The sequence below is a fragment of the Pseudomonas sp. P1_A1 genome (assembly GCF_056406935.1).
Genome location: NZ_JBFTZE010000002.1, coordinates 352,546 through 373,028, shown reverse-complemented (window position 1 = coordinate 373,028; position 20,483 = coordinate 352,546). Strand labels below are relative to the sequence as shown.

Below are 20,483 nucleotides of genomic sequence, written 5' to 3'. Positions count from 1 at the left end.
CCATGCTGCTGCGTTTTACCAAGATGCACGGCCTGGGCAATGACTTCATGGTTCTCGACCTGGTCAGCCAGCACGCGCACATTCTGCCCAAGCATGCCAAGCAATGGGGCGATCGGCACACCGGCATCGGGTTCGACCAGTTGCTGATCGTCGAGGCGCCCAGCAACCCGGACGTGGATTTCCGCTATCGGATCTTCAACGCCGACGGCTCCGAAGTGGAACAGTGCGGTAACGGCGCACGCTGCTTCGCCCGCTTCGTGCTCGACAAGCGCCTGACCGCCAAGCGGCAGATTCGCGTCGAGACCAAAAGCGGCATCATCGAACTGGACATCCGCAACGATGGCCAGATCAGCGTCAACATGGGCGCCCCGCGCCTGGTGCCGGCCGAGATTCCGTTCGAAGCCCCAAGCCAGGCCCTGAGCTATCAGGTCGACGTCGACGGCACCATGGTCGAACTGGCTGCGGTGTCCATGGGCAACCCCCATGCCGTGTTGCGGGTCAGCGATATCAACAATGCACCGGTGCATGAACTGGGGCCGAAAATCGAACATCACCCGCGCTTTCCGGCGCGGGTCAATGTCGGTTTTCTCCAGGTCATCGACCGGAACCGCGCGCAGTTGCGCGTCTGGGAACGCGGGGCCGGGGAAACCCAGGCCTGCGGAACCGGCGCCTGTGCTGCCGCAGTGGCCGCGATCAGCCAGGGGTGGATGGATTCGCCGCTATTGATCGACCTGCCCGGCGGGCGCCTGTCCATTGAATGGGCAGGCCCTGGCCAACCGGTCATGATGACCGGTCCGGCAGTACGCGTATACGAAGGACAAGTGCGTCTTTGAGTGAGCGAAATCCATGACCGACAAGCCCCAGGTTCCCGCCCTACAGCCCGACGAATCCCCTTCCGAAAGCCTTGAGGCGGCGGCGATTGCCGCGTACCTGGAGGCTCATCCGGATTTTTTCATCGAGCACGAAGAACTGCTCCCGGCCCTGCGCATTCCGCACCAGCGCGGCGACACCATTTCGCTGGTCGAACGCCAGATGACGATCCTGCGTGACCGCAACATCGAGTTGCGTCATCGCCTCTCGCACCTGATGGACGTGGCCCGCGACAACGATCGTCTGTTCGACAAGACCCGCCGTCTGATTCTCACATTGATGGACGCGACCAGCCTGGAAGACGTGGTGATCGGCGTCGAAGACAGCCTGCGCCAGGACTTTCAGGTGCCCTTCGTCAGCCTGATCCTGTTGGGCGACAACCCGATGCCGGTAGGCCGCTGGGTCACCCACGCCGATGCACAAACGGCCATCGGCGGCCTGCTCTCGGAAGACAAGAGCGTCTGCGGCAGCCTGCGTGAACATGAACTGGACTTCCTGTTCGGCGAAGAACAGCGCAAGCAGATCGGCTCCACCGCCGTCGTCGCCATCAGCCACCAGGGCATCCACGGTGTTCTGGCCATCGCCAGCCGCGATCCGCAGCACTACAAGAGTTCGGTGGGCACGTTGTTCCTCAGCTACATCGCCGAAGTCATGGGCCGCGTACTGCCACGGGTCAACAATTCCCTGCGCTCGGTACGCTGATCGTGGAACGGCAACTGGACGCTTACTGCGAACACCTGCGCAGTGAGCGGCAGGTGTCGCCGCACACGCTGTACGCCTACCGCCGCGACCTCGACAAAGTGCTCGGCTGGTGCCTCAAACAGAACATTGGCAGCTGGGCCGCACTGGATATCCAGCGGCTGCGCAGCCTGATCGCCCGCTTGCATGCACAAGGCCAATCGTCCCGCAGCCTGGCGCGGCTACTGTCGGCGGTGCGCGGGCTCTATCATTATCTGAACCGCGAAGGTCTGTGCGACCACGACCCGGCCAATGGCCTGGCACCGCCCAAAGGCGAGCGTCGTCTGCCGAAAACCCTCGACACCGACCGTGCACTGCAACTGCTGGAAGGCGCGGTTGAGGATGATTTTCTGGCGCGTCGGGATCAGGCGATTCTGGAACTGTTCTATTCCTCCGGCTTGCGCCTTTCCGAACTGACCGGACTCAACCTTGATCAACTGGACCTGGCTGACGGCATGGTCCAGGTCCTCGGTAAAGGCAGCAAGACCCGACTGTTGCCAGTGGGTAAAAAGGCTCGCGAAGCATTGGAGCTATGGTTGCCGTTGCGGGCCATGACCAACCCGGCGGACGACGCGGTGTTTGTCAGCCAGCAAGGCCGGCGCCTTGGCCCCCGGGCGATTCAGGTGCGGGTCAAGGCCGCCGGCGAGCGCGAACTGGGGCAGAACCTGCACCCGCACATGTTGCGACACTCCTTCGCCAGCCATTTGCTGGAGTCCTCGCAAGACCTGCGCGCCGTGCAAGAGCTACTCGGCCACTCAGACATCAAGACCACCCAGATCTATACCCATCTGGACTTCCAGCACCTGGCGACGGTCTACGACAGCGCCCATCCACGGGCCAAACGCATTAAAGGCGATGATTCATGACCATCCAACTGATCACCTTCGACCTCGACGACACCCTGTGGGACACCGCCCCGGTAATCGCCAGCGCCGAAGCCATATTGCGTGAATGGCTGACCGAGCATGCGCCGAACCTGGGCGCGGTGCCGGTGGAGCATTTGTGGTCGATTCGCGAGCGGGTGTTGAGCAATGAGCCGAGCCTCAAGCACCGAATCAGTGCGCTGCGTCGGCGGGTGCTTTTTCATGCTCTGGAAGAGGCTGGTTACGACCATGGTCAAGCCTCAGACCTGGCTGATCAAAGTTTTGAAGTGTTTCTGCATGCCCGGCATCAGCTGGAAGTTTTCCCCGAAGTCGAGCCGACGCTGGAGACACTCGCCAAGCACTACGCCCTCGGTGTAGTGACCAACGGCAACGCCGATGTGCGCCGACTGGGCCTGGCGGATTACTTCAGGTTTGCCCTGTGCGCCGAAGACATCGGCATCGCCAAACCGGATGCGCGACTGTTTCATGAAGCGTTGCAACGTGGCGGCGCGACCGCCGAAACCGCGGTGCATATTGGCGATCATCCAGGGGATGACATTGCCGGAGCACAGCAGGCGGGGTTGCGAGCGATCTGGTTTAACCCGGCGGGCAAAGTGTGGGAAGCCGAGAGGGCGCCGGATGCCGAGATTCGCAGTTTGACCGAGTTGCCTGCGCTGCTCGCCCGCTGGAACTCAGCCGATATTTGAGGTGCTGCGATCTTTTGATTTTCGCCCATGAAAAAGCCCGCAGCGACGGCGGGCTTTTTCAGCAAGCAGGAAGCAGGCGCTTAGATAGGCCGGCTGCCGTACTTGTTATCAGGCTTCTTGGGAGGATCGGCGACCACATTGGCCTCCACTTCCTGCACCTTGCCGCCCCGTGCCAGAAACTCTTCCATGGCCTTGGCCAGGGCATCGCGTTCCTTGTTCTTGGCTTCGACGCTCGGCAGCTCATCGACCGATACCGCTGCCTTGGCTTTGCCTTTGGCAGTCGGAACGGGCACATCACCGCCGTCATCTTCAGCGACGTCTTCAGCCGCCGCTTCCAGGCCTTCTTCGGTTTCGTCGTCGTCGCCTACTTCGAGGTCGTCGTTTTCCAGATCATCGTCGCTCATGTTCTACCTCATGACTTGCGAAAAGCAGATTAGTTATAGCCCAGCTTCGCCATCTGTCGAAGGCTGCCGGAAAAAATTCAACCACCGCTGGTGACCAGCGGTTTATGCCCCTTCACCGTGTACGGTGGCGAGGACTTTACGGGCACCGCCATGATCACGGTGCTCGCCCAGATAAACGCCTTGCCAGGTTCCCAACGCCAGTCGGCCTGCCGAGATCGGCAAACTGAGCTGACAGCCAAGCACGCTGGCCTTGAAGTGCGCCGGGAGGTCGTCCAGGCCTTCGTCGTTATGCTCATAGCCGTCTGTTCCTTGTGGGATCAGACGATTGAAAAATCGTTCGAAGTCGCGACGTACCGCCGGATCGGCGTTCTCGTTGATGGTCAACGAGGCCGAGGTATGCTGTAGCCACAAATGCAACAGACCGACCCGACATGCCTTGAGTTCAGGCAAGCCGGCGAGTAACTCGTCCGTTACCAGATGAAACCCCCGGGGCCGTGCCCGCAGGGTTATCAGAGTCTGTTGCCACATACAGTTCTCCGCACGTTCGGGGCGCATTCTAGCGCGCTCTGGGAAAAAACAAAGGCCCTAATATTCCTTCAATCGTGTAAGCCATTGGCCGCAGAAAAACACCCGTTGTAAACGCCCCTGAACGTGTATGAAAAAACCTTTCAGCCGCTCCTTCACTGACAAATCTCAGACAAAAAAATGCCCGGCAAGCCGGGCATTTTTTATAGGCGTGCTTACAAGTTGTAGCCGCGTTCGTTGTGGAGCGCCAGATCGATGCCGACTGCTTCTTCTTCCTCGGTGATGCGCAGACCGATGACAGCGTCTAGCACCTTGAGGATGATGAAGGTGACGATCGCGGTGTAGATCACCGTGAAGCCGACGCCTTTGCACTGAATCCAGACTTGAGCCGCGATGTCGGTAACGGTACCGAAACCACCCAGGGATGGTGCCGCGAACACACCGGTCAGGATCGCGCCGAGAATACCGCCGATACCGTGCACGCCAAAGGCATCCAGGGAATCGTCATAACCGAGTTTGCGTTTCAGGGTAGTCGCGCAGAAGAAGCACACCACGCCTGCTGCCAGACCGATCACCAGAGCGCCCATCGGGCCCACGGTGCCAGCGGCCGGAGTGATTGCAACCAGACCGGCCACCACACCCGAAGCGATACCCAGTGCACTTGGCTTGCCGTGAGTGATCCACTCGGCAAACATCCAGCCCAGCGCCGCAGCGGCGGTGGCGATCTGAGTCACCAGCATCGCCATGCCTGCAGTGCCGTTGGCGGCCGCAGCGGAACCGGCGTTGAAACCGAACCAGCCGACCCACAACATCGCAGCACCCATCAAGGTGTAACCGAGGTTGTGCGGCGCCATTGGAGTGGTCGGGAAGCCTTTACGCTTGCCCAGTACCAGGCAGGCAATCAGACCTGCCACACCGGCGTTGATATGAACCACGGTGCCACCGGCGAAGTCCAGAACCCCCCAGTCCCACAACAGGCCGCCGTTGCCGGACCAGACCATGTGCGCAATCGGTGCGTAAACCAGGGTGAACCACACGCCCATGAAGATCAGCATGGCGGAGAACTTCATCCGCTCGGCGAAGGCGCCGACGATCAGCGCCGGGGTAATGATGGCGAAGGTCATCTGGAAGGTGACGAACACTGCCTCAGGGAACAGCGCCGCAGGCCCGGTCAGACTCGCTGGCGTGATACCGGCGAGGAAGGCCTTGTTCAGGCTCCCGAAGAACGAGTTGAAATTGATGACGCCCTGTTCCATGCCGGTGGTGTCGAACGCGACGCTGTAGCCATAAATGACCCACAGAACGCTGATCAGACCGGTAATGGCGAAGCACTGCATCATCACGGAAAGAATGTTTTTCGACCGAACCATGCCGCCGTAGAACAGCGCGAGGCCGGGAATGGTCATGAACAGCACCAGGGCTGTCGAGGTCATCATCCAGGCGGTGTCGCCGGAATTGAGGACTGGGGCCGCCACTTCGTCTGCCGCCATGGCCAGGCCGGGCATTACGAGGGACAACAGGGCTCCTAGCCCTGCGATTTTACGCAGAGTCATATTGTTTTCTCCTGGGGCGTTGGGTTTGTGGCGGCTTAGATTGCGTCGGTATCGGTTTCGCCGGTACGGATGCGAATCGCCTGTTCCAGATTGACCACGAAGATCTTGCCGTCACCGATCTTGCCGGTGTTGGCGGCCTTGGTTATCGCCTCGATAACCCGGTCCAGATCCTTGTCGTCAATGGCGACATCGATCTTCACCTTGGGCAGAAAATCGACCACGTACTCCGCGCCGCGATACAGCTCGGTGTGACCCTTCTGCCGACCGAAGCCTTTGACCTCAGTAACGGTAATGCCCTGCACGCCGATCTCGGACAGCGACTCGCGCACGTCGTCCAGTTTGAACGGCTTGATGATGGCAGTGACTAGCTTCATGAAAACTCTCTCCCGAATTGGTGGACTTGCCCCAGGAAAACAAACCCGACTCAAGTCTAAGCGCAGTGCCTGGCTTTGTAACGCATCGTTCGGCCTTACCTGCCCGTCCGACGCCAGCTAACCACTCCGCACGAAACTTCCCCCGTTCCGCTTGGCGCACTGCATTCGTCACAGCGACTGCATCAGTGCATGGGTCACCAGCGACTAAGCAGAAAGCTTGCCATCTATCCAAAACCCATTGATTTCAAGCCCTTGCCCGCTACCGCAGGCCCCTCCAGCCGATTGACGCCACAGTTACGCACAACAACAGTGCGCGGCTGTCCACTCGCATGCGCGAAAAGCGTGCATCCCAGCCGCCGAGATTGACTATAGACACTGCGTGGTACACTGCTCGCCATTGTTGACAGGACATTTCCCATGCTCGCGCCCAAAGACTTCCTCGACGCCCTGAGCGGCACCGCCTCCCGCCTCTTCAGCGGCGACACCCCACTGCCGAAAAGCGAAATCGAAAGCCAGTTCAAGGCTTTGTTGCAGAGCGGCTTCAGCAAGCTGGACTTGGTGAGCCGTGAAGAATTCGACAGCCAGATGGTTGTGCTGGCGCGGACCCGCGCCCGGTTGGAGAGCTTGGAGGCGAAAGTGGCGGAGCTGGAAGCGAAGCTCAATCCACCTGCCGAGTAACGCACTGACTCTTCTGTGAAATGCATTCCCTGTGGGAGCGGGCTTGCTCGCGAATGAGGGCGCCTCGGTCTACCAGCCCTCCCATACTGGACAGACCACCTTTGTAGGAGCTGTCGAAGGCTGCGATCTTTTGATCCTTAGCCTCGCAAACATCCCGGCAACGTCCTACAAAGAACACCACCGCCGTCCGATTGCGTCGTAAGGCCTCCAGTTTCTATGCTCATCCCCAGCTGAATGTTCAGCTCTGGGTTTGGCGACCCGGAAGACCCCGACGCACCGCGACCACATTCGACCGAGGAATTTGTTCCCATCTCGAATTATGGCGGCTATGCGTGGGAGACCTTCGGGTCTGCCGGTTTTCGGGCGTCACCGGTTCGCCAACCCGCGCATGGCTGCCACCTTTTTCGTTTGGCGACGATCAGAGGCAGTTTTCTTCATTTGATCCCGAGAACTGCACCATGGACGAAAACTATCTAATCCCCCACATCTTCACCCGCCACAAACTCCACCTCCACGCCCTCCTCCTCGAAAACCAAGCCTGGTTCAGCGCCCGCGACCTCGGCCGATTGCTCCGCCTCTTCCTCGACGAACGAGCGCTACGCAAACTCGATCCCGACCAACACCAGAATCTGCAAATGCTCATCCACGGCACTGTAGAAAACACACTGCTGATCAGCGAATCCGGCGTCTACGCATTACTGGTCTACCACTACTGCCCCGAATACCGAGGCCTGCGCGAATGGCTGACCCACGACGTAGTACCAGCCCTCAGAGACGCCCAACAACCCACCTCAACCGAACGCCCGATTCTGAGCCTGCTCAATTGGCCGCAGATGTCGTTGAGTTTGCTGCACTGGAATAACCAGCCGTGGATTCGGTTGCAGGATGTTCCGCAACTGCTGCCGAATGAGGAACGACCGCGAAGTATGGTCAATGCTCCGTGGTGGAAGCGTGCGTCACGAATACTCCAGGTATTCTGAACGACAAAAAAACCCCACGTTTATCGCGTGGGGTTCGTTCAGGAACAGAGGTTCAGGCGCAGTGCGGGAGCCGCTCAACCTGATCCCGGATCGCAGCCCCTCGTTCGATCTCGGCTTTTCGCAAATCGTATGTCGATTGCAGGTTCAGCCAAAACTCGGGAGTCGTGTCCAGGCAGATAGATAGCCTTAGAGCCATATCGGCACTGACACCTCGACGCTGAAGTACGATGTCGTTCACCGTAGGCGTCGAAACGCTCAACGCTCTGGCCAAGGCTGCAGCCGTAAGGCTCAGAGGCTCCAGGTATTCCTCTTTGAGGATCTCGCCAGGGTGAACCGGGCGCATACCATTCTTAGTCATTACTCACCTCAGTGATAATCGACGATTTCGACATTCTCTGGTCCGTTAAGACCCCAAACAAAGCAAATTCGCCATTGAGCGTTGATGCGGATGCTGTGCTGACCTTTTCGATCTCCTTCCAGCGCCTCCAATCGATTGCCTGGTGGTGATCGAAGGTCCATCAGCACCGCAGCAGCATCAAGCATCGTCAGCTTTCGTTCCACGACACTCAGAATGGCTGACCACATACGGGTCTTTCCGTTGCGAAACAGGTACTCGGTCTCAGAACACTTAAAGCCAACGATCATAATTTAAAGCTTAACGTTATGCATTAATCTTGAGTGTATAACCTGAATTCACTAATGCAAACGCGGTGTTGCGATTCTTGGTCCCCCTCTCAAAACTTTAGGAAAAGGACTACCTGAGCCCTTCAGAAGGCTTTCGAAATCCAGCCGAATCCTACAAAAACAAGCGCCAATTCCCATTGCATCAAAACCGTGTCCACCTCTTAAGCTGACTGACCCAAAAAAACCAATCTACAAATCGAAAAAGTCGCTATGAAATCTAAAAAACAAAAAGCCAAACTGTTACTCGCCACTAAATATCATGCTGAGGCACTCCGGTTAGCCGGGAGCGTATCGGCCAATCAACGCCGCTTTTTTGATGTCGCCGCTGCTCAGGGCAAAGAACTTGAACCGAGTGGCTGGCTTGCAGGCACGAGCCTGACGAAGCTCCCGGATTAGCTCACCAAAACTCGCAACATCCTGCGAAAGTTTCCTTCCCTTGCCGCCACGCTAAACCCTCACTCCCCGTCTACCCTTCAAAAACCCGCAGGAAGCGGTTCCCCGTCAGCTCAAGGAACGACCATGTCCCTATCCATCGTCCACAGCCGCGCCCAAGTCGGCGTGGATGCGCCCGCCGTCACCGTCGAAGTGCATCTGGCTAACGGCTTGCCGTCGCTGACCATGGTCGGGCTGCCCGAGGCGGCGGTGAAGGAAAGCAAGGATCGGGTGCGTAGCGCGATCATCAATTCGGGGCTGCAATTTCCAGCGCGGCGCATCACCTTGAATCTCGCTCCCGCCGATTTGCCGAAGGATGGCGGGCGTTTCGATCTGGCGATTGCCTTGGGGATTCTGTCGGCCAGCGTGCAGGTGCCGACGTTGACGCTGGATGACGTGGAGTGCCTGGGAGAGCTGGCGCTGTCGGGCGCGGTGCGGGCGGTTCGCGGGGTGTTGCCGGCGGCGCTGGCAGCGCGCAAGGCCGGGCGCACGCTGGTAGTGCCGCGAGCGAATGCCGAGGAGGCGTGCCTGGCTTCGGGGTTGAAAGTGATTGCGGTGGATCATCTGCTTCAAGCGGTCGCGCATTTCAATGGTCACACGCCCATCGAACCCTACGCTTCCAACGGTTTGCTCTACGCCAGCAAACCCTATCCCGACTTGAACGAAGTGCAGGGACAACTTGCAGCCAAGCGAGCCTTGCTGATTGCCGCGGCGGGGGCTCATAACCTGTTGTTCAGCGGACCGCCGGGGACGGGGAAAACGTTGTTGGCGAGTCGTCTGCCGGGGCTGTTACCGCCATTGGCCGAGAGCGAAGCACTGGAAGTCGCAGCGATTCAATCGGTCGCCAGTTGTGTGCCGCTGAGTCATTGGCCTCAGCGTCCCTTCCGACAGCCACACCACTCCGCTTCAGGCCCCGCACTGGTGGGTGGCGGTTCGAAACCGCAACCCGGCGAAATCACTCTCGCCCACCATGGCGTGCTGTTCCTTGATGAGCTTCCAGAGTTTGATCGCAAGGTATTGGAGGTGTTGAGAGAGCCATTGGAATCCGGCCACATCGTGATTTCCCGCGCCAAGGACCGCGTACGTTTTCCGGCGCGCTTTCAACTGGTGGCTGCGATGAATCCCTGCCCCTGTGGATATCTTGGCGAACCAAGCGGCCGTTGTTCCTGTACGCCGGACATGGTGCAGCGCTATCGCAACAAACTGTCGGGGCCGCTGCTGGATCGCATCGACCTGCACCTGACAGTTGCTCGCGAAGCCACGGCGTTGAATCCTGCGTTAAAACCCGGCGACGATACAGCCACCGCCGCCGAGCTGGTTGCCGATGCAAGAGAGCGGCAACACAAACGCCAAGGTTGCGCCAATGCCTTCCTCGACCTGCCAGGCCTACGCCGGCACTGTAAGTTATCCACAGTCGATGAAAACTGGTTGGAATCCGCCTGCGAGCGTTTAACGCTGTCGTTGCGAGCGGCCCATCGACTGCTCAAGGTCGCGCGCACGCTGGCGGACCTTGAACAAGCCGACGGGATCAGACGCGAACACTTGGCCGAAGCGCTGCAATATCGGCCGACAACACTCTAGCCGGCGTCACCCCTTGGTGAGATCAACCAACGGCGTCTGCCGCACCTCCGTCTCGCGCCCACCCTGAATCTCGCTCACCTGCTTCAATGCCTTATCCACAGCCGCTTTATCCGCCAGCAAGCTGTAGCTGATGCGGAACTGCTTCTGTTCCTTCGGCGCAATTGTCGGCACCAGGTTCAGTGGCCGCTGATACCGGCGGTTGTAGGAAAAACTCGTCCCTGGCTCCAGCCCCGTGACATAGCCCTGGCCCTGGGTATCGGTGTTTTTCCACAGGGAGAACACCGGCAGTGTTTGAGTGTTGAAGCCGACCGAGACACCCAGGCTGCCGGCCTCGTTATGCAGCACGGTCAACGTATCGCCCTTGGCATCGGCATATGGCACCACGTTGTAAACCGTCTCGTCGTAGTCCTTGGTCGGTGCGCGGTAGGTTTGCCAGTCCGCCAGATCGCCTTTGGCTTTGTCGTTGAACGGTGAGACCTGCTTCACCGGCGCGGCGAAGCGAGCGCCCTCCTCCAGGAACGGAGTGCTGAAGTTGCTGTGATACAGCGCCTGGTATTCCTTCGGATAGTCGCCGTTGTTGGTCAGGGTGTCGTTGAGAGCGAACACTACGCTGCCGGGCTCGGTCACCAGTTCGGTCGCGACGGAGAAGTCGACTTTCTTGAATGCCTGCTCTTTCAGCTCGCCGCGCAGGCTGATGGCGTATGGCGRTTTTTCATCGATGTGCAGGGTGACTTTGTTGGCCGGGATGTTGGCGGCGCGACCGTGCAGGGTCAGCAGTTCGCCATTGTCGATGCCAGGGTGGCCGACCCATTCATAGCCGCAGCGGGTGACCAGCTCATTGAAACCTTCCAGCCAGCCCAGGCCACCGCGGCCATTGAGCTCGATGAAGGACGGGTTGACCACTTCCTTGACCGGCGAATCCCAGCCCATGCGCACGTTGCCGACCGAGGCCTGCAAGACGTTCATGCCGCGAGTCGGTACCACCGAGAGTTTCATTGTGCCGTTATCGATGTCGACGATGCTGACACCCTCCTGCCGACCGCCATGCAAGGTGCGCAGGGTTACGGAGAAGGGTTTGTCGGTTTTCACGCCGAGTTGCTGGCTGGTGATCTGCCAGCTCTGGGCGGCTTTGTCGGTATCGAGCAGGACGTAATCCCAAGCCATGGCGTGGGAAGCAGCGGACAATGCGCTGAGGGCAACGAAGAGTTTGAGCGGGGTCATGGCAGCAGCCTTTCTTGGAGTTGTGCCATTTTTATAAACTTGAAGAAACGTTTCAGCAAGCATAAAAATCGAGATCACGATGGCAAATGCCAAACGATCGTCGATACGAGGCTTGTGGATAACGCGCAGAATTGAGTTGATGCCATCGCGAGCCTGCCCGCGATGGCTGTTTCGGAGGTACCTCAGCGGAACCGGTCAACCTCATGCCGCAAGTCCGCCGCGAGCTTCTCCAGCTCTTTGGCAGTCACTGCCAGGTTCGACACCACCTCCCGCTGTTCACTGTTCGCCAAGGCAATGCTTTGCAGATTGCTGCTGAGCAAGGTCGCGGTGCTGCTTTGTTCCTGGGTCGCGGTGGTGATGGCGGCGAATTGCTGACCGGCCGAGCGGCTTTGCTCATCGATCCGCGCCAGGGCTGAGGCGACGTTGGCGTTGCGCGACAAGCCTTCCTGCATCAGCACGTTACCCTGCTCCATGGTGCTGATCGCGTTGCCGGTTTCCTGCTGGATACTTTGGATCATCCCGGAAATTTCGTCAGTGGCCTGGCGAGTACGCGAGGCCAGGTTGCGCACCTCATCAGCCACCACCGCAAACCCACGACCTTGCTCACCGGCACGGGCGGCTTCGATGGCAGCGTTGAGCGCCAGCAAATTGGTTTGCTCGGCGATCGCGGTGATCACCCCGACAATGCCGCCAATTTCCTGGGAGCGCTGACCCAAGGTGTTGATCACCGTCGCGGTGCTGTTCAGCGCACCGGCGATTTGTTCCAGAGACGAGGACGCTTCGTCCATCGACGTACGACCGATCTGGGTTTGCTGTGCGTTTTCCTGCGCCAGACGCTGGGTGTTGCCCATGTTGTCGGCAATGTTCAACGAGGTGGCGCTGAACTCTTCCACGGCGCCGGCCATGCTGGTGATTTCGCCGGACTGCTGCTCCATCCCTTCATAGGCACCGCCAGACAGACCGGACAACGCTTGGGCGCGGCTGTTGACCTCTTCCGAGGCTCTACGAATGTGCTCGACCATGGTCGACAAAGCCTGGCTCATCTGGTTGAAAGCGCGGGCCAACTGACCGATTTCGTCGTTGCTCGACACGTTCAGGCGCACACTCAAATCACCGGCACCCAAGGCTTCGGCCTGACGCACCAGATCCCCCAGCGGCGCCAGTTTGCTGCGCAACAACCAGACCGCCGAACCCACGGCCAGCAACATCGCCAACAGGCTGCCGATGGCCAGGCGAATGCCGACGCTCCAGGTCACCGCGCGGATTTCCGCTTTCGGCATGCTCGCCACCACCGACCACGGCCCGCCTTCGAACGGCACGGCAATGCTGTAGAAGTCTTGCGACTTGTCACTCCAGAAATCGCCCTTGCCCGGCGTCTTGGCCAGACCGACGATGGCCGGGACGGCCACGTCCAACGCTTGCACACCGGCGATCGGCACCAGCCATTTGCTCTGCTCATCGAGCAGCGCCAGGGAGCCGGTCTGGCCGATGCGGAAGCGCTTGAGGTTTTCGAACTGGGCGTTCTGGGCGTCGGTGTAATCGAATCCCACGAACAGCACGGCAATCACCTTACCGCCGCTGTCGCGTACGGGGGTGTACTGAGTCATGTAGGACCGTTCGAAGAGCAAGGCGCGGCCGACGTAGCTCTGCCCGGCCATCAAGCGCGCATAAGCCGGGTGAGCGTGATCCAGCAATGTGCCGATGGCCCGGGTGCCGTCCTGTTTGCTCAGGGACGTGCTGACCCGAATGAAGTCTTCACCACTGCGCACGAACAGCGTCGCAACGCCGGCAGTCATTTGCTTGAACTCGTCCACTTCCTTGAAGTTGTTGTTCAACACTTCGCCACCCAGGTGCAGGCCCGGGGTCTGCACACCCGCCACGGTCACCGGCTCATCCGGGTGCACGCTCAAACCGGCGCTGAAGCGCTTCTCGAACAGGCCGCTGAGGCGCTGGGTACTCTCACGCAACGTGCCGTGGAACGTGCTCAGCTGATCGGCCAGCAGCCGCGCCTCGCTGGCCAGGTGCTCTTCGCGGGTGGCGAGGTTGGCGGCGTCCAGCGAGCGCAGGGCAAACACGGTGCTGCCGCTGATGACAATCGCCAGTATCACGGCAAGCGCAAGACCCAGCTGTGAGGCAATCCGAGCACGAGGTTGAGACATGACAGCTCCTGACCCAGTGGGCCGGATCATCCTGATCCCGTCGCACTCGGCAAAATTTCTGATAGTGGGGAAAACATGGAGCCTGGCACTAAGGTTCCATCAGCAGATTTTCGGCGGCAAAACCGAATACTTGAGTGATTAGCCGGGATATGGCTCAAGGCCGCCATTGCAGCGGCTCCATCAATTCAGCCCAGGCGTTCGACATCCGGTAATTCCATGGCCCGGACTTCGCCTTGCAGGAAATCGCTGAGTCGGCGCAAACGTTCACCGCCGGGGCGGGTTTTCGGCCAGACCAGGTAATAGTGCTCACCACTGGCGACGGCCGTCGGCCACGGCAAACTCAGGCGTCCCTGGGCGACATCTTCCGCGACCATCAGCAAATCGCCCATGGACACGCCGTAGCCCCGGGCGGCAGCGATCATGCCCAGTTCCAGCGTATCGAACACCTGTCCGCCCTTGAGCGAGACTTGATCGGTCAGGCCCATGCGCTCCAGCCAGTTGCGCCAGTCGCGGCGGTCCGGCGTCGGGTGCAGCAGCTCGGTGCTGGCCAGGCGCGCAACGTCCCACGGTTGATCCTTCAGCAGATTCGGCGCGCCCACCGGAATCAGCTCTTCGGGAAACAGCAAAGTCGTCTCCCAGTCCGGTGGAAAATGCCCGTTGCTGAGGATGACGGCGCAGTCGAAGGGTTCGTGGTTGAAGTCCACCGTATCAACGTCCATCCAGGCGCTGGTCAATTGCACCTCGTTCCCCGGTCGCAGGTGGCGAAACCGACTGAGCCGCGCCAACAGCCAGCGCATGGTCAGGGTCGACGGGGCTTTCATGCGCAGGATGTCGTCCTCGGCACGCAGGGTATTGCAGGCTCGTTCCAGGGCGGTGAAGCCTTCGCGAATGCCGGGCAGTATCAGCCGCGCCGATTCGGTCAGTTGCAGGTTGCGCCCGCTGCGATGAAACAGGCGACAGGCGAAATGCTCTTCGAGCGTACGAATGTGCCGGCTGACCGCACTTTGGGTGATCGACAGTTCTTCGGCGGCGCGGGTGAACGAGCTATGTCGCGCCGCCGCTTCGAATGCTCGAAGGGCATACAAGGGAGGAAGACGACGAGACATTGGGAAAGCTCCTATAGCGCGGTTGCCTCAACTTATCAGAAAGTCCCTGGCATGAGTTTTAATCATGCCACCCATCCTTTTTATCCCTTTGTGGAAACCCCGCAGAGCGCCGAGAATCGACGCTTCCTGTTCTCTCTGACAATCGAGCGTGATGATCATGCAGCATCCAGCGCGTATTGAACTCTGGGCCATCCTGCGGCTGGCGGGGCCGTTGATTGCCTCGCAGTTGGCGCACATGTTGATGGTCCTCACCGACACCTTGATGATGGCGCGCCTGAGTCCCGAGGCGCTGGCCGGCGGCGGTCTGGGCGCGGCGACGTATTCGTTCGTGTCGATCTTCTGCATCGGCGTGATCGCGGCGGTCGGCACCCTGGTGGCGATCCGTCAGGGCGCGGGCGACATCATCGGCGCAGCGCGGCTGACCCAGGCCGGTTTGTGGCTGGCCTGGTTGATGGCGCTGGTGGCGGGTCTGCTGCTGTGGAACCTCAAACCGGTGTTGCTGCTGTTCGGCCAGACCGCAACCAACGTCCAGGCCGCCGGCCAGTTTCTGTTGATCCTGCCGTTCGCCCTGCCCGGCTACCTGAGTTTCATGGCACTGCGCGGCTTCACCAGCGCCATCGGCCGGGCGACGCCGGTGATGGTCATCAGCCTCGGTGGCACCGTGGCCAACTTCCTGCTCAACTATGCGTTGATCACCGGCATGTTCGGCCTGCCGAAAATGGGCCTGATGGGCATCGGTCTGGTCACAGCGATCGTGGCCAACCTGATGGCGCTGGCGCTCGCGCTGCACATTCGTCGGCACCCGGCCTATGACGCTTATCCGTTGCGCCAGGGGCTGTCGCGGCCCAATCGTCAGTACTTGAAGGAGTTGTGGCGCCTGGGCCTGCCGATTGGCGGCACCTATGCGGTGGAAGTCGGCCTGTTTGCCTTCGCCGCGCTGTGCATGGGCACCATGGGCAGCACGCAACTGGCGGCGCACCAGATCGCCCTGCAAATCGTCTCGGTGGCGTTCATGGTGCCGGCGGGGCTTTCCTACGCGATCACCATGCGCATCGGCCAGCATTACGGCGCCGGGCAATTGCTGGATGCGCGGCTGGCCGGACGGGTCGGGATCGCCTTCGGGGCGGTGTCGATGCTGGGGTTCGCGATGGTCTTCTGGCTGCTGCCGAATCAGTTGATCGGCTTGTTCCTCGACCACAACGACCCAGCCTTTCACCCGGTCATAGAACTGGCCGTGAGCCTGCTGGCGGTGGCGGCGTGGTTCGAGCTGTTCGACGGCACGCAAACCATTGCCATGGGCTGCATTCGCGGGCTCAAGGATGCCAAGACCACGTTCCTGGTGGGTTTGGGCTGCTATTGGCTGATTGGTGCGCCGGCCGCCTGGTGGATGGCCTTCCATCTGAACTGGGGGCCGACGGGCGTCTGGTGGGGGTTGGCGCTGGGGCTGGCGTGTGCGGCGGTGAGCCTGACGCTGGCGTTTGAGTGGAAGATGACTCGAATGATTCGGCGCGAGCCTTCAGCGCAAGACAGCTTTCGGGTGATTCAGCCGGATTAAGATCAAAAGATCGCAGCCTTCGGCAGCTCCTACAGGACCGCGCACGACCGCGTTTTTGTAGGAGCTGCCGAAGGCTGCGATCTTTTAAATGGCCTCAACCACAACCTGCTGGCTGGAGCCGAAGGTCAAATACTCAACCAATTCCGCCAACGGCAACGGCTTGCTGATCAGGTACCCCTGCACCTGATCGCAACCAAACCCGCGCAACAAATCCAGCTGCGCCTGTGTTTCCACGCCTTCGGCAACCACTTCGAGGTTGAGGTTGTGCGCCAGGTTGATCATGGCGTGCACCAGTTTGCGATTCTCTTCCCGCTCTTCCATGCCGCCGACAAAGCTCTTGTCGACCTTCAACAAGGCGATCGGCAGGCTGTTCAGGTGCACGAACGATGAGAACCCGGTGCCGAAATCGTCCAGCGAGAAGCGCACACCGAGCCGCCCGAGGGCGTCCATGGTCTGCTTGACCAGGTCACTGCGACGCATCACCGCGGTTTCGGTCAGTTCGAATTCCAGCCATTGCGCCTCGACGCCACGCTCGGCAATCAGCCGGCTCAGGGTCGACAGTAATTGGCTGTCCTGAAACTGCCGGAACGACAGGTTGATCGCCATGTGCAGCGCTGGCAGACCCCGCTCACGCAGCGCCTGCATGTCCCGCAGGGCTCGGGAAATCACCCAGTAACCCAGCGGCACGATCAAGCCGCTTTGCTCGGCCAGTGGCACGAATTCGCTGGGGGGCAGCAAACCGCGTTCACCATGACGCCAGCGCACCAAGGCTTCGAGGCCGACGATCTGGCCGTCCGCAAGGTTCAGGCGTGGCTGGTAATGCAACTCCAGCTCATCGCGACGTAAGGCCCGGCGCAGCTCGCTTTCAAGGTCGGCGATGCTGCGAGCATTGCGATTGATCCGCTCGTTGAAGATGTGAAAGGTGCAGCCTTGAGTACTCTTGGCCTGCTGCATGGCGATGTGCGCGTGCCACATCAGCGGGTCGGCGCCGGCCTGCGCCCGGGCGTGAGCAATGCCGAGACTGGAACCGATCAACAGGCTTTCGCCGTCGATCCAGTAGGGTTCGGACAGGGCTTCGGTAATCCGTTCGGCCATCCATTCAGCGCGCTGAGGGGCGCGGCGGGTGTCGATCAGCAGGGCGAACTCATCGCTGCCCAGCCGCGCCAGTTGATCGCCGGCCTCCAGCTGGCTTTTCAGCCGCGAGACCACTTGCAGAATCAACCGGTCGCCTGCCTGATGGCCGAGGGCGTCGTTGGCGTGTCGAAAGTTGTCGAGGTCGAGGTGACCGAGGGCCAGGCCGCGGCCGTCGTTGTCCGCCAGACGCGCCGCCAGCAAGGTCTGGAAACCCTGACGGTTGGCGATGCCGGTCAGCGGATCCTGCTCGGCCAGGCGTTGCAAGGTGTTTTCCAGCACCCCGCGCTCACGCACATGACGCAGGCAGCGGCGCAACATGCCGGGATCCAGCAGATTGCGCACCAGCCAGTCGCTCACACCGTCGGGCGGCGCCAGCGGCTCGTGTTCGAGCAGCAACACCGTAGGCAGGTTGCAACGGCCGGGTGCCGGCTGCAGAGCAGGAATCGTCAACAACACCGCGCTGCGGTTGTCATCGAACAGGTTGCTGACCGACTCCCAGCTCGGTGCGCTGAGCAGCACTGCCGAACTCCCCATTGGAGCCAGACACTCGCGCAACAACGCTGCCCACGCCGGCTCTTGGGCCAGTAGCAGCAAACGCAAGGGTTCGACAGGCGTAGACAAGCTAGCTCCCTAGACTCTGCAAAGATGTAGGCGGCGGGCATTATGCCGCCCGGGTAACCAATGACCAAATGACATTAGTTATCAAACACGACTTTGTGTCTTGAATACGAACATTAGACGCAAATTCACTGCGCATCCTGCGTGAAAGTATCAAAACCGGCAAATGGAGATCGCGTGTTGCGTCACAAGTCGGAGAGAGCAGCACAATTCGCTGAGCCTGTTAAAATGCCGGCCCATTTCGCTAAAGACTCCCTGATTTCGTATGTCCCGACTCAATCCCCGGCAGCAAGAAGCCGTGAGCTACGTCGGCGGCCCTCTTTTGGTGCTCGCCGGTGCAGGCTCCGGCAAGACCAGCGTGATCACCCGCAAAATTGCGCATCTGATCCAGAGCTGCGGCATCCGTGCCCAGTACATCGTCGCCATGACCTTTACCAACAAGGCCGCGCGAGAGATGAAGGAACGGGTCGGCACGTTGCTCAAGGGCGGTGAAGGCCGCGGCCTGACGGTGTGCACCTTTCACAACCTGGGCCTGAACATCATCCGCAAGGAACATGTGCGGCTGGGCTATAAACCGGGCTTCTCGATCTTCGACGAGACCGACGTCAAAGCCCTGATGACCGACATCATGCAGAAGGAATACTCGGGCGACGACGGCGTCGACGAGATCAAGAACATGATCGGCGCCTGGAAAAACGACCTGATCCTGCCGCCCGAAGCCCTGGAAAACGCACGCAACCCCAAGGAACAGACCGCCGCCATCGTCTACACCCACTACCAGCGCACGCTCAAGGCGTTCAACGCGGTGGACTTCGACGACCTGATCCTGCTGCCGGTAAAACTGTTCCAGGAGCACGACGACATCCTGGAAAAATGGCAGAACAAGGTCCGCTACCTGCTGGTGGACGAATACCAGGACACCAACGCCAGCCAGTATTTGCTGGTGAAACTGCTGATCGGCAAACGCAACCAGTTCACCGTGGTAGGCGACGACGACCAGTCGATCTACGCCTGGCGCGGCGCCCGCCCGGAAAACCTGATGCTGCTCAAGGACGATTACCCGTCCCTGAAAGTGGTGATGCTGGAGCAGAACTACCGCTCCACCAGCCGCATCCTGCGCTGCGCCAACGTGCTGATTTCGAACAACCCGCACGAATTCGAAAAGCAGCTGTGGAGTGAAATGGGTCACGGCGACGAGATCCGCGTGATCCGCTGCCGCAACGAAGACGCCGAAGCCGAGCGCGTGGCCGTGGAAATCCTCAGCCTGCACTTGCGCACCGACCGGCCCTACAGCGATTTCGCGATTCTGTATCGCGGCAACTACCAGGCCAAGCTGATCGAGCTGAAGCTGCAACATCACCAGGTGCCTTACCGACTGTCCGGCGGCAACAGCTTTTTCGGACGCCAGGAAGTGAAGGACCTGATGGCCTACTTCCGCCTGATCGTGAACCCGGACGACGACAACGCCTTCCTGCGGGTGATCAACGTCCCACGCCGGGAGATCGGTTCGACCACACTGGAGAAGCTGGGCAACTACGCCACCGAGCGAAAAATCTCGATGTACGCCGCCACCGACGAAATCGGCCTGGGCGAACACTTGGACAGCCGCTTCACCGATCGCCTGTCGCGCTTCAAGCGCTTCATGGACAAGGTCCGCGAGCAGTGCGCCGGCGAAGACCCGATCTCCGCCCTGCGCAGCATGGTCATGGACATCGACTACGAGAACTGGCTGCGCACCAACAGCTCCAGTGACAAGGCCGCCGATTACCGCATGGGTAACGTCTGGTTCCTGATCGAGGCACTGAAGAACACGCTGGAGAAAGACGAAGACGGCGAGATGACCGTCGAAGACGCCATCGGCAAACTCGTGCTGCGCGACATGCTGGAGCGTCAGCAGGAGGAGGAAGACGGCGCCGAAGGTGTGCAGATGATGACCTTGCACGCCTCCAAGGGCCTGGAATTCCCTTACGTGTTCATCATGGGCATGGAAGAGGAAATCCTGCCGCACCGCTCCAGCATCGAAGCCGACACCATCGAAGAGGAACGTCGCCTGGCCTACGTCGGGATTACCCGAGCGCGTCAGACCCTGGCTTTCACCTTCGCCGCCAAGCGTAAGCAATACGGCGAGATCATCGACTGCGCGCCCAGCCGCTTCCTCGATGAACTGCCGCCGGACGACCTGGCCTGGGAAGGTAACGACGACACCCCGACCGAAGTCAAAGCCGTTCGCGGCAACAGCGCATTGGCCGATATACGCGCAATGTTAAAGCGCTAGAATTGAGCACTTTTATTTAGGCCTTC

General features: G+C 60.2%; 20 protein-coding genes. 10 read left to right on the top strand and 10 right to left on the bottom strand.

Annotation, left to right across the window (positions count from 1 at the left end; genetic code table 11):
• Positions 1-2: 2 nt before the first annotated feature.
• The 4 genes from dapF to AC1D2Q_RS04605 are packed head-to-tail and all read left to right on the top strand — an operon-like array spanning position 3 to position 3,178.
• Entirely contained in the window at positions 3-833 is an 831-nt protein-coding gene (gene dapF / locus AC1D2Q_RS04620; protein WP_477812387.1) for a diaminopimelate epimerase, read from the top strand.
• A 13-nt stretch (positions 834-846) separates the two neighbouring features.
• Positions 847-1,572: a DUF484 family protein gene (locus AC1D2Q_RS04615; protein ID WP_007941280.1), complete on the top strand. Its 726-nt coding sequence runs from the start codon at positions 847-849 to the stop codon at positions 1,570-1,572.
• 2 nt (positions 1,573-1,574) lie between these two features.
• Positions 1,575-2,474 carry a tyrosine recombinase XerC gene (gene xerC / locus AC1D2Q_RS04610; protein WP_258698516.1) on the top strand — a complete coding sequence of 300 codons (900 nt, stop codon included), beginning with the start codon at positions 1,575-1,577 and terminating at the stop codon, positions 2,472-2,474.
• Positions 2,471-3,178: an HAD family hydrolase gene (locus AC1D2Q_RS04605; protein WP_477812386.1), complete on the top strand. Its 708-nt coding sequence runs from the start codon at positions 2,471-2,473 to the stop codon at positions 3,176-3,178. Before xerC ends, AC1D2Q_RS04605 begins: the two co-directional genes overlap by 4 nt.
• 80 nt (positions 3,179-3,258) lie before the next feature.
• Here the strand turns inward: AC1D2Q_RS04605 and sutA are convergent, their stop codons facing one another.
• The 4 genes from sutA to glnK all read right to left on the bottom strand — a co-directional run bounded on the left by sutA (position 3,259) and on the right by glnK (position 6,034).
• On the bottom strand, positions 3,259-3,582 hold the full coding sequence (gene sutA, locus AC1D2Q_RS04600) for a transcriptional regulator SutA (RefSeq protein WP_018927530.1): 324 nt from the start codon (positions 3,580-3,582) through the stop codon (positions 3,259-3,261).
• 102 nt (positions 3,583-3,684) lie between these two features.
• Positions 3,685-4,110: a secondary thiamine-phosphate synthase enzyme YjbQ gene (locus tag AC1D2Q_RS04595; RefSeq protein WP_007989493.1), complete on the bottom strand. Its 426-nt coding sequence runs from the start codon at positions 4,108-4,110 to the stop codon at positions 3,685-3,687.
• A 212-nt stretch (positions 4,111-4,322) separates the two neighbouring features.
• Entirely contained in the window at positions 4,323-5,660 is a 1,338-nt protein-coding gene (locus AC1D2Q_RS04590) for an ammonium transporter (RefSeq protein ID WP_477812385.1), read from the bottom strand.
• A 35-nt stretch (positions 5,661-5,695) separates the two neighbouring features.
• Positions 5,696-6,034 carry a P-II family nitrogen regulator gene (gene glnK / locus AC1D2Q_RS04585; RefSeq protein ID WP_002555808.1) on the bottom strand — a complete coding sequence of 113 codons (339 nt, stop codon included), beginning with the start codon at positions 6,032-6,034 and terminating at the stop codon, positions 5,696-5,698.
• Between the two features lie 417 nt (positions 6,035-6,451).
• Between glnK and AC1D2Q_RS04580 the strand changes: the two genes are divergently transcribed.
• Both AC1D2Q_RS04580 and AC1D2Q_RS04575 read left to right on the top strand, forming a co-directional pair.
• Entirely contained in the window at positions 6,452-6,712 is a 261-nt protein-coding gene (locus AC1D2Q_RS04580; protein ID WP_008076132.1) for an accessory factor UbiK family protein, read from the top strand.
• 458 nt (positions 6,713-7,170) lie between these two features.
• Complete coding sequence (locus tag AC1D2Q_RS04575; RefSeq protein WP_204124183.1) at positions 7,171-7,692, top strand: BRO-N domain-containing protein; 522 nt, start codon at positions 7,171-7,173, stop codon at positions 7,690-7,692.
• A 52-nt stretch (positions 7,693-7,744) separates the two neighbouring features.
• Here the strand turns inward: AC1D2Q_RS04575 and AC1D2Q_RS04570 are convergent, their stop codons facing one another.
• Together AC1D2Q_RS04570 and AC1D2Q_RS04565 are read right to left on the bottom strand one after the other, a co-directional pair.
• Positions 7,745-8,050, bottom strand: a complete 306-nt coding sequence (locus AC1D2Q_RS04570; RefSeq protein ID WP_030129123.1) for a HigA family addiction module antitoxin — start codon at positions 8,048-8,050, stop codon at positions 7,745-7,747.
• Positions 8,051-8,058: 8 nt separating this feature from the next.
• Complete coding sequence (locus AC1D2Q_RS04565) at positions 8,059-8,337, bottom strand: type II toxin-antitoxin system RelE/ParE family toxin (RefSeq protein ID WP_026331819.1); 279 nt, start codon at positions 8,335-8,337, stop codon at positions 8,059-8,061.
• A 249-nt stretch (positions 8,338-8,586) separates the two neighbouring features.
• On the opposite strand from AC1D2Q_RS04565, the gene AC1D2Q_RS04560 reads away from it, so the two are divergent.
• Positions 8,587-8,772, top strand: coding sequence for a hypothetical protein (locus tag AC1D2Q_RS04560; RefSeq protein WP_019580492.1), 186 nt, complete (start codon positions 8,587-8,589; stop codon positions 8,770-8,772).
• Positions 8,773-8,895: 123 nt separating this feature from the next.
• Positions 8,896-10,389 carry a YifB family Mg chelatase-like AAA ATPase gene (locus AC1D2Q_RS04555; RefSeq protein WP_096479376.1) on the top strand — a complete coding sequence of 498 codons (1,494 nt, stop codon included), beginning with the start codon at positions 8,896-8,898 and terminating at the stop codon, positions 10,387-10,389.
• A 6-nt stretch (positions 10,390-10,395) separates the two neighbouring features.
• Here AC1D2Q_RS04555 and AC1D2Q_RS04550 read toward each other — a convergent pair whose 3' ends face one another.
• The 3 genes from AC1D2Q_RS04550 to AC1D2Q_RS04540 form a co-directional block, all read right to left on the bottom strand.
• A complete protein-coding gene (locus AC1D2Q_RS04550) occupies positions 10,396-11,610 on the bottom strand; it encodes an aldose 1-epimerase family protein (protein WP_477812384.1) in 1,215 nt (404 codons plus the stop codon).
• Positions 11,611-11,792: 182 nt separating this feature from the next.
• Entirely contained in the window at positions 11,793-13,769 is a 1,977-nt protein-coding gene (locus tag AC1D2Q_RS04545; protein WP_305410502.1) for a methyl-accepting chemotaxis protein, read from the bottom strand.
• Between the two features lie 185 nt (positions 13,770-13,954).
• Positions 13,955-14,875 carry a LysR substrate-binding domain-containing protein gene (locus AC1D2Q_RS04540; RefSeq protein ID WP_305503808.1) on the bottom strand — a complete coding sequence of 307 codons (921 nt, stop codon included), beginning with the start codon at positions 14,873-14,875 and terminating at the stop codon, positions 13,955-13,957.
• Positions 14,876-15,032: 157 nt separating this feature from the next.
• On the opposite strand from AC1D2Q_RS04540, the gene AC1D2Q_RS04535 reads away from it, so the two are divergent.
• On the top strand, positions 15,033-16,430 hold the full coding sequence (locus AC1D2Q_RS04535) for a NorM family multidrug efflux MATE transporter (RefSeq protein WP_477812383.1): 1,398 nt from the start codon (positions 15,033-15,035) through the stop codon (positions 16,428-16,430).
• 84 nt (positions 16,431-16,514) lie between these two features.
• Here AC1D2Q_RS04535 and AC1D2Q_RS04530 read toward each other — a convergent pair whose 3' ends face one another.
• A complete protein-coding gene (locus AC1D2Q_RS04530; protein WP_477812382.1) occupies positions 16,515-18,185 on the bottom strand; it encodes a putative bifunctional diguanylate cyclase/phosphodiesterase in 1,671 nt (556 codons plus the stop codon).
• A gap of 262 nt (positions 18,186-18,447) precedes the next feature.
• Between AC1D2Q_RS04530 and rep the strand changes: the two genes are divergently transcribed.
• Positions 18,448-20,457, top strand: a complete 2,010-nt coding sequence (rep, locus tag AC1D2Q_RS04525; protein ID WP_018927510.1) for a DNA helicase Rep — start codon at positions 18,448-18,450, stop codon at positions 20,455-20,457.
• Positions 20,458-20,483 lie beyond the last annotated feature (26 nt).

Bases quoted from the DNA above. Each gene is read 5' to 3' on its own strand.
- rep (WP_018927510.1), top strand. From the start codon at position 18,448: ATGTCCCGACTCAATCCCCGGCAGCAAGAAGCCGTGAGCTACGTCGGC.
- AC1D2Q_RS04555 (WP_096479376.1), top strand. From the start codon at position 8,896: ATGTCCCTATCCATCGTCCACAGCCGCGCCCAAGTCGGCGTGGATGCG.
- AC1D2Q_RS04590 (WP_477812385.1), bottom strand. From the start codon at position 5,660: ATGACTCTGCGTAAAATCGCAGGGCTAGGAGCCCTGTTGTCCCTCGTA.
- AC1D2Q_RS04605 (WP_477812386.1), top strand. From the start codon at position 2,471: ATGACCATCCAACTGATCACCTTCGACCTCGACGACACCCTGTGGGAC.
- AC1D2Q_RS04545 (WP_305410502.1), bottom strand. From the start codon at position 13,769: ATGTCTCAACCTCGTGCTCGGATTGCCTCACAGCTGGGTCTTGCGCTT.
- AC1D2Q_RS04565 (WP_026331819.1), bottom strand. From the start codon at position 8,337: ATGATCGTTGGCTTTAAGTGTTCTGAGACCGAGTACCTGTTTCGCAAC.
- glnK (WP_002555808.1), bottom strand. From the start codon at position 6,034: ATGAAGCTAGTCACTGCCATCATCAAGCCGTTCAAACTGGACGACGTG.
- AC1D2Q_RS04560 (WP_019580492.1), top strand. From the start codon at position 8,587: ATGAAATCTAAAAAACAAAAAGCCAAACTGTTACTCGCCACTAAATAT.
- AC1D2Q_RS04615 (WP_007941280.1), top strand. From the start codon at position 847: ATGACCGACAAGCCCCAGGTTCCCGCCCTACAGCCCGACGAATCCCCT.
- AC1D2Q_RS04595 (WP_007989493.1), bottom strand. From the start codon at position 4,110: ATGTGGCAACAGACTCTGATAACCCTGCGGGCACGGCCCCGGGGGTTT.
- AC1D2Q_RS04540 (WP_305503808.1), bottom strand. From the start codon at position 14,875: ATGTCTCGTCGTCTTCCTCCCTTGTATGCCCTTCGAGCATTCGAAGCG.
- AC1D2Q_RS04535 (WP_477812383.1), top strand. From the start codon at position 15,033: ATGCAGCATCCAGCGCGTATTGAACTCTGGGCCATCCTGCGGCTGGCG.
- sutA (WP_018927530.1), bottom strand. From the start codon at position 3,582: ATGAGCGACGATGATCTGGAAAACGACGACCTCGAAGTAGGCGACGAC.
- AC1D2Q_RS04570 (WP_030129123.1), bottom strand. From the start codon at position 8,050: ATGACTAAGAATGGTATGCGCCCGGTTCACCCTGGCGAGATCCTCAAA.
- AC1D2Q_RS04580 (WP_008076132.1), top strand. From the start codon at position 6,452: ATGCTCGCGCCCAAAGACTTCCTCGACGCCCTGAGCGGCACCGCCTCC.
- dapF (WP_477812387.1), top strand. From the start codon at position 3: ATGCTGCTGCGTTTTACCAAGATGCACGGCCTGGGCAATGACTTCATG.
- AC1D2Q_RS04575 (WP_204124183.1), top strand. From the start codon at position 7,171: ATGGACGAAAACTATCTAATCCCCCACATCTTCACCCGCCACAAACTC.